We start from the raw sequence: 13,905 nt of genomic DNA on the forward strand, positions 1-13,905 counted from the left end.
TCCCCGGAGGGGCGAGGGGACTGTTCGGTGCGGGCTGGGGTGAGGGTGAAGGAAGTTATGTTGCGTAACTGTGATCTTCGTTAACTATTCAGCAATATGACAAATATGAACGCCCAATGTCATTCTGCATTTATTTCATCGTGGTGGACTGCAAGTATTGATAACCCTTGCAGGAGTAAGCCATGAGCAAGACGCCGGTTCTGGAGATGCGCAATATTGCCAAAGTGTTTGGCAAGTTTTACGCGCTCAAAGGCGTGGATCTGACGGTGTATCCTGGCGAAATCCACGCACTGATGGGGGAAAACGGCGCGGGTAAAAGCACCCTGATGAAGATCCTCGCGGGGGCATACACCGCCACCAGCGGCGAGATATTAATTGACGGGCAGTCATTTAATATCAAAGGGCCAAAAGACGCGCTGGCGGCTGGCATCACGCTGATCTATCAGGAGATGCAGTTAGCCCCCAATCTGACCGTCGCCGAAAATATCTTTCTGGGCAGTGAGATTTCCCGCGGTGGGCTAATTCAGCGCCGGGACATGGTCGCTCAGGCGCAAAGCGTGATTGACCGCCTCGGCGCTCAGTTCAAAGCCAGTGACCTGGTGATGAAACTGACCATCGCCGAACAGCAACAGGTCGAAATCGCCCGCGCCCTGCATCGTAACAGCCGTATTCTGGTGATGGATGAACCCACCGCCGCCCTCTCCTCTCGTGAAACACACCGCCTGTTTGAACTGATCATGCGTCTGCGCGACGAAGGGATGGCAATCATCTATATCAGCCACCGCATGGCAGAAGTGTATGAGCTTTCCGACCGGGTTAGCGTCCTGCGTGATGGTCAGTATGTGGGCAGCCTGACCCGCGACAAACTCAACGCCTCAGAACTGGTACGTATGATGGTGGGCCGCCCGCTCAGCGATCTCTTCAATAAAGAACGCGATATTCCACGGGGCGATGTCCGTCTGAACATTCATCACCTCACCGACGGCAAAAAAATCCAGCCGGTCAGCCTGCAGGTTCGCGCCGGAGAGATCGTCGGCCTTGCCGGACTGGTGGGTGCAGGTCGTTCAGAGCTCGCACAACTGATTTTTGGCGTGCGTAAAGCTACCGGCGGGGTGATTGAAATCGATGGCGAACCGGTGGTTATCCACTCCCCGCGAGCCGCCATTGATTTAGGCATCGGCTTCCTCACCGAAAACCGCAAAGAACAAGGGTTGTTTCTGGAGTTGGCCGCGCAGGAAAACATCACGATGGCGACCATTGAGCGCGATGCCAGTTACGGCCTGCTCGACCGCAAGAAAGCGCAATCCATCTCCGATGACGCCATCAAGTTACTCAATATCCGCGTGCCCCACTCTCAGGTGCGGGCGGGTGGTCTTTCCGGCGGCAATCAGCAAAAACTGCTGATCTCCCGCTGGGTCGCCATCGGGCCTCGCATCCTGATTCTCGATGAGCCCACACGCGGCGTCGATGTCGGGGCCAAGAGCGAAATCTATCGCATCATGAGCCAGATGGCGCGCAAAGGGGTGGCCATTCTGATGATTTCCAGCGAGTTACCGGAGGTGGTCGGTATGAGCGACCGCGTATATGTGATGCATGAAGGCAGTATCGCCGGTGAACTGGAAGGCGAACGTATTACCCAGGAAAACATTATGACGCTGGCGACCGGCGTGAACGAATCCCATCATCAGGCGGTGCACCATGACTGAATCGAAAGAGACCTCTGCCACCACGCCACAACAGGTGGCGAAATCGGCCTCGGCGAAAAAAATGCTGATGGGCGATCTGATGCAAACGGTCGGCATCTTGCCAATCTTGATCCTGATCGTCGCAGTATTTGGCTTTATCGCACCGAACTTTTTTACGGAAAGCAACCTGCTGAATATCACTCGCCAGGCATCGATCAACATCGTGCTGGCGGCGGGGATGACCTTTATCATTTTGACCGGCGGTATTGACCTGTCAGTCGGATCCATCCTCGGCACCACGGCGGTGGCGGCGATGGTGGTGTCGCTGATCCCGGAACTGGCTTTCCTTTCCGTACCCGCCGCGCTGATGCTCGGTCTGGTGCTGGGGTTGTTTAACGGCGTACTGGTCGCGTTCGCCGGGCTTCCCCCCTTTATCGTTACGCTTGGCACCTATACGGCGCTGCGCGGCGCGGCTTACCTGCTGGCGGACGGCACCACGGTCATCAACTCCAGTATCGGGTTTGAGTGGATCGGCAATAACTATCTCGGGCCGATCCCCTGGCTGGTGGTGATTGCGCTGGCGGTGATTGTGGTCTGCTGGTTCATCCTGCGTCGTACCACCCTGGGCGTGCACATTTATGCCGTCGGCGGCAACATGCAGGCGGCGCGTCTTACCGGTATCAAAGTGTGGCTGGTACTGCTGTTTGTCTACGGCATGAGCGGCCTTCTGTCTGGCCTTGGCGGGGTGATGAGCGCGTCTCGTCTGTACAGCGCCAACGGTAACCTTGGTATGGGCTACGAGCTTGACGCCATCGCGGCGGTCATCCTCGGCGGCACCAGTTTCGTCGGCGGCATCGGCACCATCACCGGTACGCTGGTCGGGGCGCTGATTATCGCCACCCTGAACAATGGCATGACATTGATGGGCGTTTCTTACTTCTGGCAACTGGTGATCAAAGGGGCGGTGATCATCATTGCAGTGCTGATAGACAAATACCGTACCCGACATCATCAAAGTGCATAACAACAAGATTTCCCTGAAAACCCTACGTGAGGAAAGAATATGCGTTTGAAGCCGTTAGTCACCGCGCTCTGTGCTGGCGCACTGCTTGCCGCAGCGCCATTTGCGCAGGCCAAAGAACTGAAATCGATCGGGGTAACGGTAGGCGACCTTGCCAACCCGTTCTTCGTGCAAATCACCAAAGGGGCGGAGCTGGAAGCGCGTAAACTGGCGGGCGATAAGGTGAAAGTAACGCTGGTTTCCAGCGGCTACGACCTTGGCCAACAGGTGGCGCAAATCGATAACTTTATCGCCGCCAAAGTGGACATGATTATCCTCAACGCCGCGGACTCGAAAGGCATTGGGCCTGCGGTCAAACGCGCGAAAGATGCCGGTATCGTCGTGGTCGCCGTTGACGTTGCGGCGGAAGGGGCAGATGCCACCATTACCTCGGATAACACCCAGGCCGGAGAGATGGCCTGTAAGTACATTACCGACCGTCTGAAAGGCAAAGGCAATGTGGTCATCATCAACGGACCGCCGGTCTCTGCGGTACAGAACCGTGTGGAAGGCTGCCAGACCGAATTCAAGCGCCACCCGGATATCAAAGTGCTGTCGTCTAACCAGAACGCCAAAGGCAGCCGCGAAGGGGGTCTGGAAGTGATGACCTCGCTGCTGGCCGCGAATCCGAAGATCGACGGTGTGTTTGCGATTAACGACCCAACGGCGATCGGCGCCGATCTGGCTGCTAAACAGGCACAACGTAACGAGTTCTTTATCGTTGGCGTTGACGGCAGCCCGGACGGTGAAGAGGCGCTGAAACGCGAGAACTCGCTGTTTGTCGCGACCCCGGCGCAAGATCCCCAGGTAATGGCGGCCAAAGCGGTGGAAATCGGCTATGACATTCTGCAGGGGAAACCCGCGCCGAAAGAGCCTGTGCTGATCCCGGTGACGATGATCGACAAGAAAAACGTCAGTACCTATAAGGGCTGGACGGTTAAGTAAGTGCGGATTTTTCCCCTCACCCCTGCCCTCTCCCCATAGGGGAGAGGGAGTAAACCATCCCCTCGCCCCTGTGGGGAGAGGGAGCAAACCATCCCCTCACCCCTGTGGGGAGAGGGAGCAAACCATCCCCTCACCCTGTGGGGAGAGGGAGCAAACCATCCCCTCACCCTGTGGGGAGAGGGAGCAAACCATCCCCTCGCCCCTGTGGGGAGAGGGTTAGGGTGAGGGGCACAACGCGCTCAAATGCCATCAGGAGATAGTCATGAAACGCTCCGAAATCAATGAAATCCTCGGCCATACCCGGCAATTCTTTTCCATGCACGACGTCCACTTGCCGCCCTTCGCCAGTTTTCCCCCAACCAAATGGCATCAACTTGATCACGATAGCTGGCGCGAAGTCTTCGACTTAAAGCTGGGTTGGGATGTCACCGCTTTCGGCGGTGATAATTTTTACACCCAGGGGCTCACCCTTTTCACCCTGCGCAATGGTTCGCCAAATGGCACCCCTTACGCCAAATGCTATGCGGAAAAAATCATGCACGTGCGCGACGGGCAGGTCACACCCATGCATTTTCACTGGCGCAAACGCGAAGACATTATTAACCGTGGCGGCGGCAATCTGATTATCGAGCTGTGGAACGCCGGCGCGCATGAAGAGACGACGTATACCGACGTGAGCGTGGTTATCGACGGTTGTCTCCAGACACATTCAGCGGGCAGCCAGTTACGCCTCTCACCAGGGGAAAGCATTTGCCTGCCGCCCGGTCTGTACCACAGCTTTTGGGGCGAATCCGGTTTCGGCGATGTGCTGGTCGGCGAAGTGTCGTCGGTCAACGATGACGAACATGACAACCACTTCCTGCACCCGGTAGATCGCTTTAACGACATTCTGGAAGACGAACCCGCGCAGCTAGTGCTGTGTAACGAATATGGTCTGTTTCTGAGCTAAGGAGAATACGATGGCTTTGATTTCGCTTGCCCAGGGTTTGGCGCACGCCCGTGAACATCACTACGCGCTGGGCGCGTTCAACGTGCTCGACTCCCACTTTTTACGCGCGCTGTATGCTGCGGCGAGACAGGAGCGTTCGCCTTTCATCATCAATATCGCCGAGGTGCACTTCAAATATGTCTCCCTCGAATCTCTGGTGGAAGCGGTAAAATACGAAGCCGCCCACCATGACATTCCGGTGGTGCTTAACCTCGATCACGGCCTGCATTTTGAATCCGTGGTGCGCGCCTTAAGGCTGGGCTTTACTTCGGTGATGTTTGATGGCTCTACGCTGGAATATGAAGAGAATATTCGCCAGACGCGGGAAGTGGTAAAGATGTGCCATGCGGTGGGCGTCTCGGTGGAGGCTGAACTCGGGGCCGTTGGCGGCGATGAAGGTGGCGCATTGTATGGTCATGCGGATGAAGCCTGGTTTACCGACCCCGCCAAAGCGCGTGATTTTGTCGACCGTACCGGTATCGACACCCTCGCCGTCGCCATTGGTAACGCCCATGGTAAATACAAAGGGGAACCGAAGCTCGACTTTGCTCGCCTGGAGGCGATTCGCCAGCAAACCGGCCTGCCGCTGGTGCTCCACGGCGGTTCCGGCATCAGTGACGCGGATTTCCGGCGCGCTATCGGACTTGGCATCCATAAAATCAATTTCTATACCGGGATGTCGCAAGCGGCGCTGGACACCATTGAAGCACGCATGGCCAACCGCCAACCTCTCTACGACGAATTCGCCCAGCTCTTGCTGAGCGTGGAAGAGGCCATCACCGACACCGTTGCCGGGCAGATGCGCGTCTTTGGCAGCGCGGGGCAACTCTGATGGAAAGAAAAGGAGTTATCGCCGCCGGAAATATGCTGGTCGATCATGTGCACCAGATTGTGCAATGGCCGGAGCGTGGCTGGTTAGCGGAGATCACGCAAAGCGAGCGTTCTACCGGTGGAGCGCCGCTCAATGTCCTGCTGACGCTGGCCAAAATGCGCACGGGCATGCCGCTTCAGGCGGTGGGGCTGGTCGGTGAAGACAGCGACGGGGATTACATTATGGCGATGCTCGACCAGTATCATGTCAATCGCCAGCATGTGCAGCGCACCAATTCTGCCCCGACTTCCATGTCGCAGGTCATGACCGATCCAACTGGCCAACGCACCTTCTTCCACTCCCCCGGCGCCAACCGTCTTCTGGATCTCCCGGCATTCAACAGCCTGGACCAGACCATGAAAATCTTCCATCTCGGCTATTTGTTGCTGCTCGACAGCCTTGACCTGCCGGATGAGGAGTTTGGTACCCGCAGCGCCCGCCTGCTGGCACAGATGCGCGAGCAGGGTTACGAAACGTCGCTCGATCTGGTCTCCCGCAAGGGCGATCCGCGTTATCAGCCGCTGGTGATGCCCTGCCTGCCGTATCTGGATTATCTGGTCATCAACGAGATGGAAGCGGGAGAATTTAGCGGGCTGGAGATGCGCCTGCCTGACGATTCGCCGCATATCGCCAACATCGCCACGGCCGCCTCGCAGTTGCTCGCCGCCGGGGTACGCCAGCGCGTGGTGATCCACTGCCCGGAGGGGGCATGGGGCGAGGAACCAGGCCGCGAGGGTCAGTGGATAGCCACCCAGATGCTCACGCAGGAGGAGATCATCGGTAGCGTCGGTGCGGGAGATGCGTTTTGCGCCGGGCTGCTCTACGGCTGCCACGAACACTGGCCGCTGGCGCAAAGCATTCAACTGGCCCACGCCTGCGCCCGGGCAAGCCTGCTTTGCGCGAACGCCATCGACGGGGCGAAATCGCTGGAAGAATTAAAACAAGAGATCGACGGCGCGCCGTAGCGCCGCTACGCCGCCTGTTCGCTGTGTACGACATCCGCCGCAAAAACATAGCCCAGCCCGCGTATTGTTTTGATTAACGCGGGTTGATGCGGGTTGATCTCAATTTTGCGGCGCAGGCGCATGATCAATACATCGATAGTGCGGTCAAATACTTCAATGCTTTCACTGTGGGTCAATTCCAGCAGTTGCTCACGGCTAAGTACACGACGCGCGTTTTGTACCAGCGCCAGCAGCAGGCTGTATTCCCCCTGGGTTAAATCAACGGTTTGCCGACGGGGGTCGCTAAGCTGGCAGCGTGCGGGATCAAGATGCCAGCCATTAAAGGCATACCCGGCCATTTTCATCGTCTGCACATCCGCCGCCAACGCGCCCGTGCGGCGCATCACCGCCTTCACCCGCGCCACCAGCACCCGTGGGGTAAAGGGTTTGCCAATATAGTCATCAGCCCCCATTTCCAGCCCCACTACCACATCCGATTCACTGCCCAGCCCCGTGAGCATAATCACCGGCAGCTCAGGGCGTTGTTTCTGCAGTTGGGTAAGCACCTTCAGGCCGTTGATGTCCGGCAGGACCATATCGAGCAACACCAGCGCAATTTCAGGATGCCGTGCTGCCGCGGCAATCGCATCCAGCCCGTTATGACACACGTGTACCGTAAAGACGTGTTCGCTCAACACATCCCTGAGCAGTTCGCAGACCGCCACATCGTCATCCACTACCAGAATCGCAGGTTTCATTGTCCGCATCCGTCAGGAAAAGTGATTCGTTGCTTTATTTTATTTGGCGGAACCATAAAGGCGGTGAATTAATGCTGTTTTTATAATCGCGGTCACATCCCCTCGCCTTCGTCACGTCAAATTTGACGATGGCCTGCCCTTCGTCAGTATTTTGACCAAAATTCGGACGTAAAATCAGGCAATACCCACAAAAGAAGCATGGCATAGAAGATGCATAATGGGTCGAGTGAGCGCGCAAAGCGCGATCTTTCTTAACTGGAGCGATAGCGATGAAAAAAGTCGTCACGGTTTGTCCGTATTGCGCCTCAGGTTGCAAGATTAACCTGGTGGTGGATAACGGAAAAATCGTTCGGGCGGAGGCTGCGCAAGGAAAGACCAACCAGGGTACCCTGTGTCTGAAAGGCTACTATGGCTGGGATTTTATTAATGATACACAGATCCTTACGCCTCGTCTGAAAACCCCAATGATCCGTCGCCAGCGTGGCGGCAAACTGGAAGCCGTCTCCTGGGATGAAGCCCTGGATTACGTTGCCACTCGCCTGAGCGCCATTAAAGAGAAGTATGGCCCGGATGCGATTCAGACAACCGGCTCGTCCCGCGGTACGGGGAACGAAACCAACTACATAATGCAAAAATTTGCGCGCGCCGTTATTGGTACCAATAACGTGGACTGCTGCGCACGCGTCTGACACGGCCCATCGGTTGCAGGTCTGCACCAGTCGGTCGGCAATGGCGCAATGAGTAATGCCATTAACGAAATCGATAACACGGATCTCGTGTTTATCTTTGGCTATAACCCGGCGGATTCGCATCCTATCGTCGCTAACCACGTGATTCGGGCGAAACAGAACGGGGCAAAAATCATCGTCTGCGATCCGCGCAAAATCGAAACCGCGCGCATTGCTGATATGCACGTTGCGTTGAAAAACGGCTCGAACATCGCGCTGTTAAACGCACTCGGGCATGTGATTATTGAAGAAAACCTGTACGACCAGGCGTTCGTGGCCTCGCGTACACAGGGTTTTGAAGGGTACAAAAAAATCGTCGAAGGCTATACGCCGGAGTCGGTGGAAGAAATCACAGGCGTGTGCGCTGCGGATATCCGTAAAGCCGCCCGCATGTATGCCGGTGCGAAAAACGCCACCATCCTGTGGGGCATGGGCGTAACCCAGTTCTATCAGGGCGTAGAGACGGTACGTTCACTGACCAGTCTCGCCATGCTGACGGGCAACCTGGGTAAACCGCATGTTGGGGTGAACCCGGTACGTGGGCAGAACAACGTCCAGGGCGCCTGCGATATGGGTGCGCTGCCGGATACCTTCCCGGGCTACCAGTTCGTCAAAGAACAGGCTCACCGCGATAAATTCGCGAAAGCCTGGGGTGTGGCCGAGCTGCCCGCGCATACCGGTTATCGCATCAGCGAACTGCCGCACCGCGCGGCACATGGCGAAGTGCGCGCCGCGTACATCATGGGGGAAGATCCGCTGCAGACCGACGCAGAACTCTCCGCCGTGCGTAAAGCGTTTGAGGATCTGGAACTGGTCATCGTGCAGGATATCTTTATGACCAAAACCGCGTCGGCGGCGGACGTCATATTGCCATCCACCTCCTGGGGTGAGCACGAAGGTGTGTTCACGGCGGCTGACCGTGGCTTCCAGCGCTTCTTTAAAGCGGTAGAACCGAAGTGGGATCTGAAAACGGACTGGCAGATTATCAGTGAGATTGCCACCCGTATGGGCTACCCGATGCATTACAACAACACGCAGGAAATCTGGGACGAATTGCGTCATCTCTGCCCGGATTTCTACGGCGCCACCTACGAGAAAATGGGTGAGCTGGGCTACATTCAGTGGCCGTGTCGCGATACATCGGATGCCGACCAGGGGACGTCGTATCTCTTCAAAGAGAAGTTCGACACCGATACCGGGCTGGCGAAGTTCTTCACCTGCGACTGGGTCGCGCCAATCGACAAACTCAACGACGAGTTCCCGATGGTGCTCTCTACCGTGCGTGAAGTGGGCCACTACTCTTGCCGTTCGATGACCGGCAACTGTGCGGCGCTGTCGGCACTGGCAGATGAACCCGGCTACGCGCAAATCAACACCGCCGATGCCGCGCGCCTCGGTATTGAAGATGAAGCGCTGGTGTGGGTGAACTCGCGTAAAGGCCGGATTATCACTCGTGCGCAGGTCAGTGAACGCCCGAATAAAGGCGCGGTGTACATGACCTACCAGTGGTGGATTGGTGCCTGTAACGAGCTGGTGACGGAGAACCTGAGTCCGATTACCAAAACGCCAGAGTACAAGTACTGCGCGGTGAATGTGGAACGTATTCCCGACCAGCGTGCTGCCGAGCAGTATGTGATCGACGAGTACAACAAACTGAAATCGCGTCTGCGCGAAAGCGCACTGGGCTAATAGCGGCGTAAAAAAACGGGGTGTGATTATCGCACCCCGTTTTATTTTGTTATTTATGACATAACCATTAAATGATTATGGTTTTAAATTAAGCAGCCTTGAAATAACAGGCAAAATATTCTCTTCAAACGCAGTGCGTTCAGGCTCGCGTTTTTCACTTAAAAAATCGTCAGAAATGGCAATATTACCGCCGCCGTGCTCGCTCTTACGGCTCAGGGCATAATGAAATGTCCGCATTTCGCCGACGCGCGAAATGGAGTAGATCTCATTAAAACGGCTGAGATCTTTTTCCGGCAGAAAGGGAGCTTTCTTCGTTATCCGCCCGGTGGCGACATCAAAAATAAGCACTTCCGCATTCTTTAAGGTGTAGATAAGCCCGTACCCCGTCAGAACGGCGCCGAAAAGCAGAAACACGATGACGGATTGCAGTGTCCTGTCGTTCATTTGCGTCCAAATAAACGTGCCGACCAGCAGGGCAATACCGGCCGCGACAAATACCAGTGCGCTACCGACCTTCCACGGACGATAGACCAGCCGCCGGTCGGTCAACTCTACCAGCAAAGGGGCTGGCATCAGGCATCTCCTCGCGGGCTGATACCCAGAAAGGCTTCCGTCTCTTCCATCATAGCCTGCGGCGCTTTCTGGCCGGGGCCAAACTGCCTTATCGGCATTTTCGAGGTTTTACCGTCAACGTTAAAGACCACATTGACAATACTGTTACGAATAAGGCCAAAAAAGCGGTACTGGCGAATCAACTCAAGCCCGGCGAAATTATCCAACGACTGGTTGTATGTCGTTTTGCCGCCGCCGTTCTGGATATAAAAAATGCGTTTATCTAAATCAAATACCATCTTGATGCGCAGCGTCGCCAGCATCACGCCGGCAATGGCAAATAAAACGAGCGCGACAATAATACCGCGCAGTGATGATTCATGTTTGAAATAGGCATAAACGCCCATCGCAGCAAACGCGATCGCCAGGGCTATTTTCAATCCCTTTTGATTTTTAACAATATAGCGATTGCCTTCATGTAGATAAAAGTCTGACATTCCTGAACTCTCCGTATCATCAGGGTAACGTTAAACGCGTACTAATATCCGCGACAGACGTATTATGGCTACAATTACTTAATCTGCTATAAAAAAATCGCCCCGCAATTTAGGAGGCGACAGTCGACGTACATATATTATATGGCCCGGTAAGGGAGATTACGCCGCAACCAGCTCAATGCGATTACCGTCCGGGTCGGCAATCACCGCTTCATAAAACCCATCGCCGGTCCATCTCGCCGGGCTTAGCAAACACCCGTTTGCCTGTGCTTTTTGCGCCATCGCGTCCACCTCATGGGTACCGCCAACGGTAATCGCGATATGCGCCCAGCCGACAAACTCCGGGTTAGCCGGCGCATCATCAAGCTCAGGCAAGGCCATCAGTTCAATGGTCGGCCCCTCGCTCAGGGAAATGAAGTGCGAGGCGAAGCCAGGACGGTTTTTACTGAGATAGCGTTCGTTGCTCTGCCCGCCGAACACTTCCTGCCAGAAAGCGACCTGCGCATCCAGGTTGCGCGTCCAGAGCGCGACGTGTGCAATTTTCATCTTTTATCTCCACAGTGGTTATACCCGGTAGCCGCATTGACAAGGCGGTTCATAATGCTGGATCATGCTCATTATTGCTCGATGACATTTCAATAAAGAGGCTTTATGCTCGATTATGCAGCTTTTCCGCAACAGCGACAAGCACGTATTCGCCAGCTTTTGCAGGAAAACGGACGCGTTGTCTGTGCAGAACTGGCCAGCCAGATGCAGGTATCTGAACATACTATTCGCAGGGATTTACAAGAGCTTAGTCATTCAGGCGTGTGCAAAAAGGTCTATGGTGGCGCGGTACTGCAGTTGCCGGAAGCCGGGAATTTTCACAGTCGCAAAGTGAAAAACAGTGCAGAAAAGGACAAGATCGCGCAGCAATGCGCAGCGCTGGTGAAGCCAGACACCTGTATTTTCATTGATGCCGGTACGACGAATCTGGCCATCGCCAGAGCCCTGCCTGCGGATATCCGCATCACAGCGGTGACGAACTCACCCGAAATCGCCGTCGACCTCATGAAACGCTCGCACAGCGAAGTGATCCTTCTGGGCGGGCAGATTCATCAGGCCACGGGAGGCTGCGTTGGCAGTGGTGCCGTTGCGCAGATTCAGGAGATGTTATTCGATCAGGTGTTTATTGGCGGTTGCGCTATGGACCCGGATGTTGGGCTAACAGGGTTTGATTTTGCCGACTGCGAATTTAAAAAAGCGGTGCTGAAACAGAGTAACCAGACGGTTGTTGCCCTGACGGCAGATAAACTGCCCGGCGTGGCACGCTATGTTGTGGCACGGCCTCAGGCGCTTGATGTGATAATCATTGAAGCAAATATCAGCGATGCACTGCGTACCGTATTAAAGGAACAACAGATTACCGTTATTACGGCCTGAAACAAGAAGCGCCGCCTCCCGGACGGAAGGCGGCGTGACGATTACAGATCGGCCGTCTTGTCGAACTTGCCGAGCATTTCACGCTCGTAAGCCGCGGCTTTTTTACGGTCAAACTTGTGTTCCCACTTGGCGATAACCAGTACCGCCAGCGCATTACCCACAACGTTCAGGGCGGTACGCGCCATATCAAGGATACGGTCAACACCGGCAATAAAGGCCAGACCTTCCAGCGGAATGCCCACACTGCCCAGCGTTGCCAGCAACACCACGAACGAAACGCCCGGCACACCGGCAATACCTTTAGAGGTAACCATCAGCGTCAGCACCAGAATGATCTCCTGGCCCAGCGACAGGTCGATACCGTAAAGCTGTGCAATAAAGATGGCAGCAATACTCTGGTACAGCGTAGAGCCGTCGAGGTTAAAGGAGTAACCGGTCGGTACCACGAAGCTGGTGATGGATGCTGGCGCGCCATAGGCTTCCATCTTCTCAATGATACGCGGCAGCACACTTTCAGAGCTTGCAGTGGAGTAGGCCAGGATCAGCTCATCTTTCAGAATGCGGATGAGCGTCCAGATACTGAGTTTGCACATCCGCGCCACCAGTCCCAGCACCACCAGCGCAAAGAACAGCACCGCAAAGTAAACCAGCACCACCAGTTTCGCCAGCGGCCACAGGGACGCAAAACCGAAGTTCGCGACCGTTACGGAGATCAGCGCAAATACGCCGACCGGCGCGTAACGCATCACCATATGGGTCACTTTGAACATGGTTTCAGAGATAGAACGGAACACCGTAACCAGCGGTTCGCGGTGCGTGGCAGGCAGTGAAGAGAGCCCCAGGCCAAACAGTACCGAGAAGAAAATAATCGGCAGCATTTCGCCCTTCGCCATCGAAGACACGATGTTGGTCGGCACCAGAGACAAAATCGTGTTCATCAAGCCATGCGCGTGGCTTTGCACTTCTGCCGTGGTGCTCTGATATTTCGAAATATCCACCGCCGCGAGTTGTGACATATCAATGCCCGACCCCGGCTGGAAGACATTCGCCAGCGTAATACCCAGCACAATGGCCACCGTGGTGATCACTTCGAAATAAATAATGGTCTTGGCGCCAATACGCCCCAATTGTTTCGCATCACCCACACCGGCAATACCCACCACCAGCGTGGAGATAACAATCGGCACAACAATCATTTTGATCAAATGAATAAAGATATCGCCTGCCGGAGACAGGAGATTCGCAATCAGCCATTCGCGGCTGTCGCTGTGATAATGCAAGTAACTGCCCAGAAGAATACCCAGCACCAGGGCCAGCAGAATCTGCCAGGCCAGGCTGACTTTCAAATTTTTCATAACTCGAGACATCCTCAATGAAGCGACCTTCCCGGTGGGGAACGACTCATACGGAAAGGGTATGGTTAGCGTCACACGCTCTTGCGGGGTTTTTTAACGCGCATTATCAGTACCATTTGCAGGGTGTAGGGCGCAACCCTTTACCAGAAGGGGTATTGACTGAATTTATGCATAAAAACGCTTTTTTATGCCATTTATCATACATAACCATTTGTTATGAAAAAACTTTTTTTCAGCCATTTTTAGATAATTAATTCCGGCAATTATTTTCCTTCAAAGATTCATTTGTTCAGTTTTCATACTGTTCAGTCAATGCGTGATCTATAGCGCAAATAATAAACAAACCAGGCAAAGCCCCTATAATTAACGTTTATTTGACATATTATTAACATCCTACAAGGAGAGCAAAAG

The 13,905-nt window shown here is 54.9% G+C and carries 13 protein-coding genes; 8 read left to right on the forward strand and 5 right to left on the reverse strand.

Annotated features, from left to right (window positions below; all coding sequences use genetic code 11):
- The first annotated feature begins 182 nt into the window (after positions 1-182).
- The 6 genes from C5523_RS25115 to C5523_RS25140 all read left to right on the forward strand — a co-directional run bounded on the left by C5523_RS25115 (position 183) and on the right by C5523_RS25140 (position 6,514).
- The gene (locus C5523_RS25115) at positions 183-1,706 is read left to right on the forward strand and encodes a sugar ABC transporter ATP-binding protein (RefSeq protein WP_039077868.1); all 1,524 of its coding nucleotides are present in this window, start codon (positions 183-185) and stop codon (positions 1,704-1,706) included.
- Positions 1,699-2,709, forward strand: a complete 1,011-nt coding sequence (locus C5523_RS25120) for a ribose ABC transporter permease (protein ID WP_039077869.1) — start codon at positions 1,699-1,701, stop codon at positions 2,707-2,709. Before C5523_RS25115 ends, C5523_RS25120 begins: the two co-directional genes overlap by 8 nt.
- Before the next feature lie 39 nt (positions 2,710-2,748).
- Positions 2,749-3,690 (forward strand): ABC transporter substrate-binding protein, encoded by a 942-nt coding sequence (locus C5523_RS25125; protein ID WP_039077870.1) that lies wholly within the window; start codon positions 2,749-2,751, stop codon positions 3,688-3,690.
- A 262-nt stretch (positions 3,691-3,952) separates the two neighbouring features.
- Positions 3,953-4,639: a D-lyxose/D-mannose family sugar isomerase gene (locus C5523_RS25130; protein WP_039077871.1), complete on the forward strand. Its 687-nt coding sequence runs from the start codon at positions 3,953-3,955 to the stop codon at positions 4,637-4,639.
- A 10-nt stretch (positions 4,640-4,649) separates the two neighbouring features.
- Positions 4,650-5,510: a ketose 1,6-bisphosphate aldolase gene (locus C5523_RS25135; protein WP_039077872.1), complete on the forward strand. Its 861-nt coding sequence runs from the start codon at positions 4,650-4,652 to the stop codon at positions 5,508-5,510.
- Entirely contained in the window at positions 5,507-6,514 is a 1,008-nt protein-coding gene (locus tag C5523_RS25140; protein ID WP_107223969.1) for a carbohydrate kinase family protein, read from the forward strand. The genes C5523_RS25135 and C5523_RS25140 overlap by 4 nt, the downstream gene beginning before the upstream one ends.
- A gap of 5 nt (positions 6,515-6,519) precedes the next feature.
- Here the strand turns inward: C5523_RS25140 and C5523_RS25145 are convergent, their stop codons facing one another.
- On the reverse strand, positions 6,520-7,251 hold the full coding sequence (locus C5523_RS25145) for a response regulator transcription factor (protein ID WP_108702182.1): 732 nt from the start codon (positions 7,249-7,251) through the stop codon (positions 6,520-6,522).
- A gap of 269 nt (positions 7,252-7,520) precedes the next feature.
- Between C5523_RS25145 and fdhF the strand changes: the two genes are divergently transcribed.
- Complete coding sequence (gene fdhF / locus C5523_RS25150) at positions 7,521-9,668, forward strand: formate dehydrogenase subunit alpha (RefSeq protein ID WP_108702183.1); 2,148 nt, start codon at positions 7,521-7,523, stop codon at positions 9,666-9,668.
- A gap of 75 nt (positions 9,669-9,743) precedes the next feature.
- Here fdhF and C5523_RS25155 read toward each other — a convergent pair whose 3' ends face one another.
- From C5523_RS25155 to C5523_RS25165, 3 genes are all read right to left on the reverse strand, one after another.
- A complete protein-coding gene (locus C5523_RS25155) occupies positions 9,744-10,241 on the reverse strand; it encodes a hypothetical protein (protein WP_108702184.1) in 498 nt (165 codons plus the stop codon).
- Positions 10,241-10,717 carry a hypothetical protein gene (locus tag C5523_RS25160; protein WP_039077878.1) on the reverse strand — a complete coding sequence of 159 codons (477 nt, stop codon included), beginning with the start codon at positions 10,715-10,717 and terminating at the stop codon, positions 10,241-10,243. The genes C5523_RS25155 and C5523_RS25160 overlap by 1 nt, the downstream gene beginning before the upstream one ends.
- Before the next feature lie 159 nt (positions 10,718-10,876).
- Positions 10,877-11,263 carry a VOC family protein gene (locus C5523_RS25165; protein WP_108702185.1) on the reverse strand — a complete coding sequence of 129 codons (387 nt, stop codon included), beginning with the start codon at positions 11,261-11,263 and terminating at the stop codon, positions 10,877-10,879.
- 105 nt (positions 11,264-11,368) lie between these two features.
- Between C5523_RS25165 and C5523_RS25170 the strand changes: the two genes are divergently transcribed.
- Entirely contained in the window at positions 11,369-12,139 is a 771-nt protein-coding gene (locus tag C5523_RS25170) for a DeoR/GlpR family DNA-binding transcription regulator (RefSeq protein WP_108702186.1), read from the forward strand.
- Positions 12,140-12,180: 41 nt separating this feature from the next.
- On the opposite strand, the gene gltP is transcribed toward C5523_RS25170, so the two are convergent.
- A complete protein-coding gene (gene gltP, locus C5523_RS25175; RefSeq protein ID WP_039077881.1) occupies positions 12,181-13,494 on the reverse strand; it encodes a glutamate/aspartate:proton symporter GltP in 1,314 nt (437 codons plus the stop codon).
- Between the last annotated feature and the right edge of the window lie 411 nt (positions 13,495-13,905).

The sequence above is a fragment of the Phytobacter sp. SCO41 genome (assembly GCF_003073275.1).
Taxonomy (GTDB): Bacteria; Pseudomonadota; Gammaproteobacteria; order Enterobacterales; family Enterobacteriaceae; genus Phytobacter; species Phytobacter diazotrophicus.

Bases quoted from the DNA above. Each gene is read 5' to 3' on its own strand.
- C5523_RS25115 (WP_039077868.1), top strand. From the start codon at position 183: ATGAGCAAGACGCCGGTTCTGGAGATGCGCAATATTGCCAAAGTGTTT.
- C5523_RS25120 (WP_039077869.1), top strand. From the start codon at position 1,699: ATGACTGAATCGAAAGAGACCTCTGCCACCACGCCACAACAGGTGGCG.
- C5523_RS25125 (WP_039077870.1), top strand. From the start codon at position 2,749: ATGCGTTTGAAGCCGTTAGTCACCGCGCTCTGTGCTGGCGCACTGCTT.
- C5523_RS25130 (WP_039077871.1), top strand. From the start codon at position 3,953: ATGAAACGCTCCGAAATCAATGAAATCCTCGGCCATACCCGGCAATTC.
- C5523_RS25135 (WP_039077872.1), top strand. From the start codon at position 4,650: ATGGCTTTGATTTCGCTTGCCCAGGGTTTGGCGCACGCCCGTGAACAT.
- C5523_RS25145 (WP_108702182.1), bottom strand. From the start codon at position 7,251: ATGAAACCTGCGATTCTGGTAGTGGATGACGATGTGGCGGTCTGCGAA.
- C5523_RS25155 (WP_108702184.1), bottom strand. From the start codon at position 10,241: ATGCCAGCCCCTTTGCTGGTAGAGTTGACCGACCGGCGGCTGGTCTAT.
- C5523_RS25160 (WP_039077878.1), bottom strand. From the start codon at position 10,717: ATGTCAGACTTTTATCTACATGAAGGCAATCGCTATATTGTTAAAAAT.
- C5523_RS25165 (WP_108702185.1), bottom strand. From the start codon at position 11,263: ATGAAAATTGCACACGTCGCGCTCTGGACGCGCAACCTGGATGCGCAG.
- C5523_RS25170 (WP_108702186.1), top strand. From the start codon at position 11,369: ATGCTCGATTATGCAGCTTTTCCGCAACAGCGACAAGCACGTATTCGC.
- gltP (WP_039077881.1), bottom strand. From the start codon at position 13,494: ATGAAAAATTTGAAAGTCAGCCTGGCCTGGCAGATTCTGCTGGCCCTG.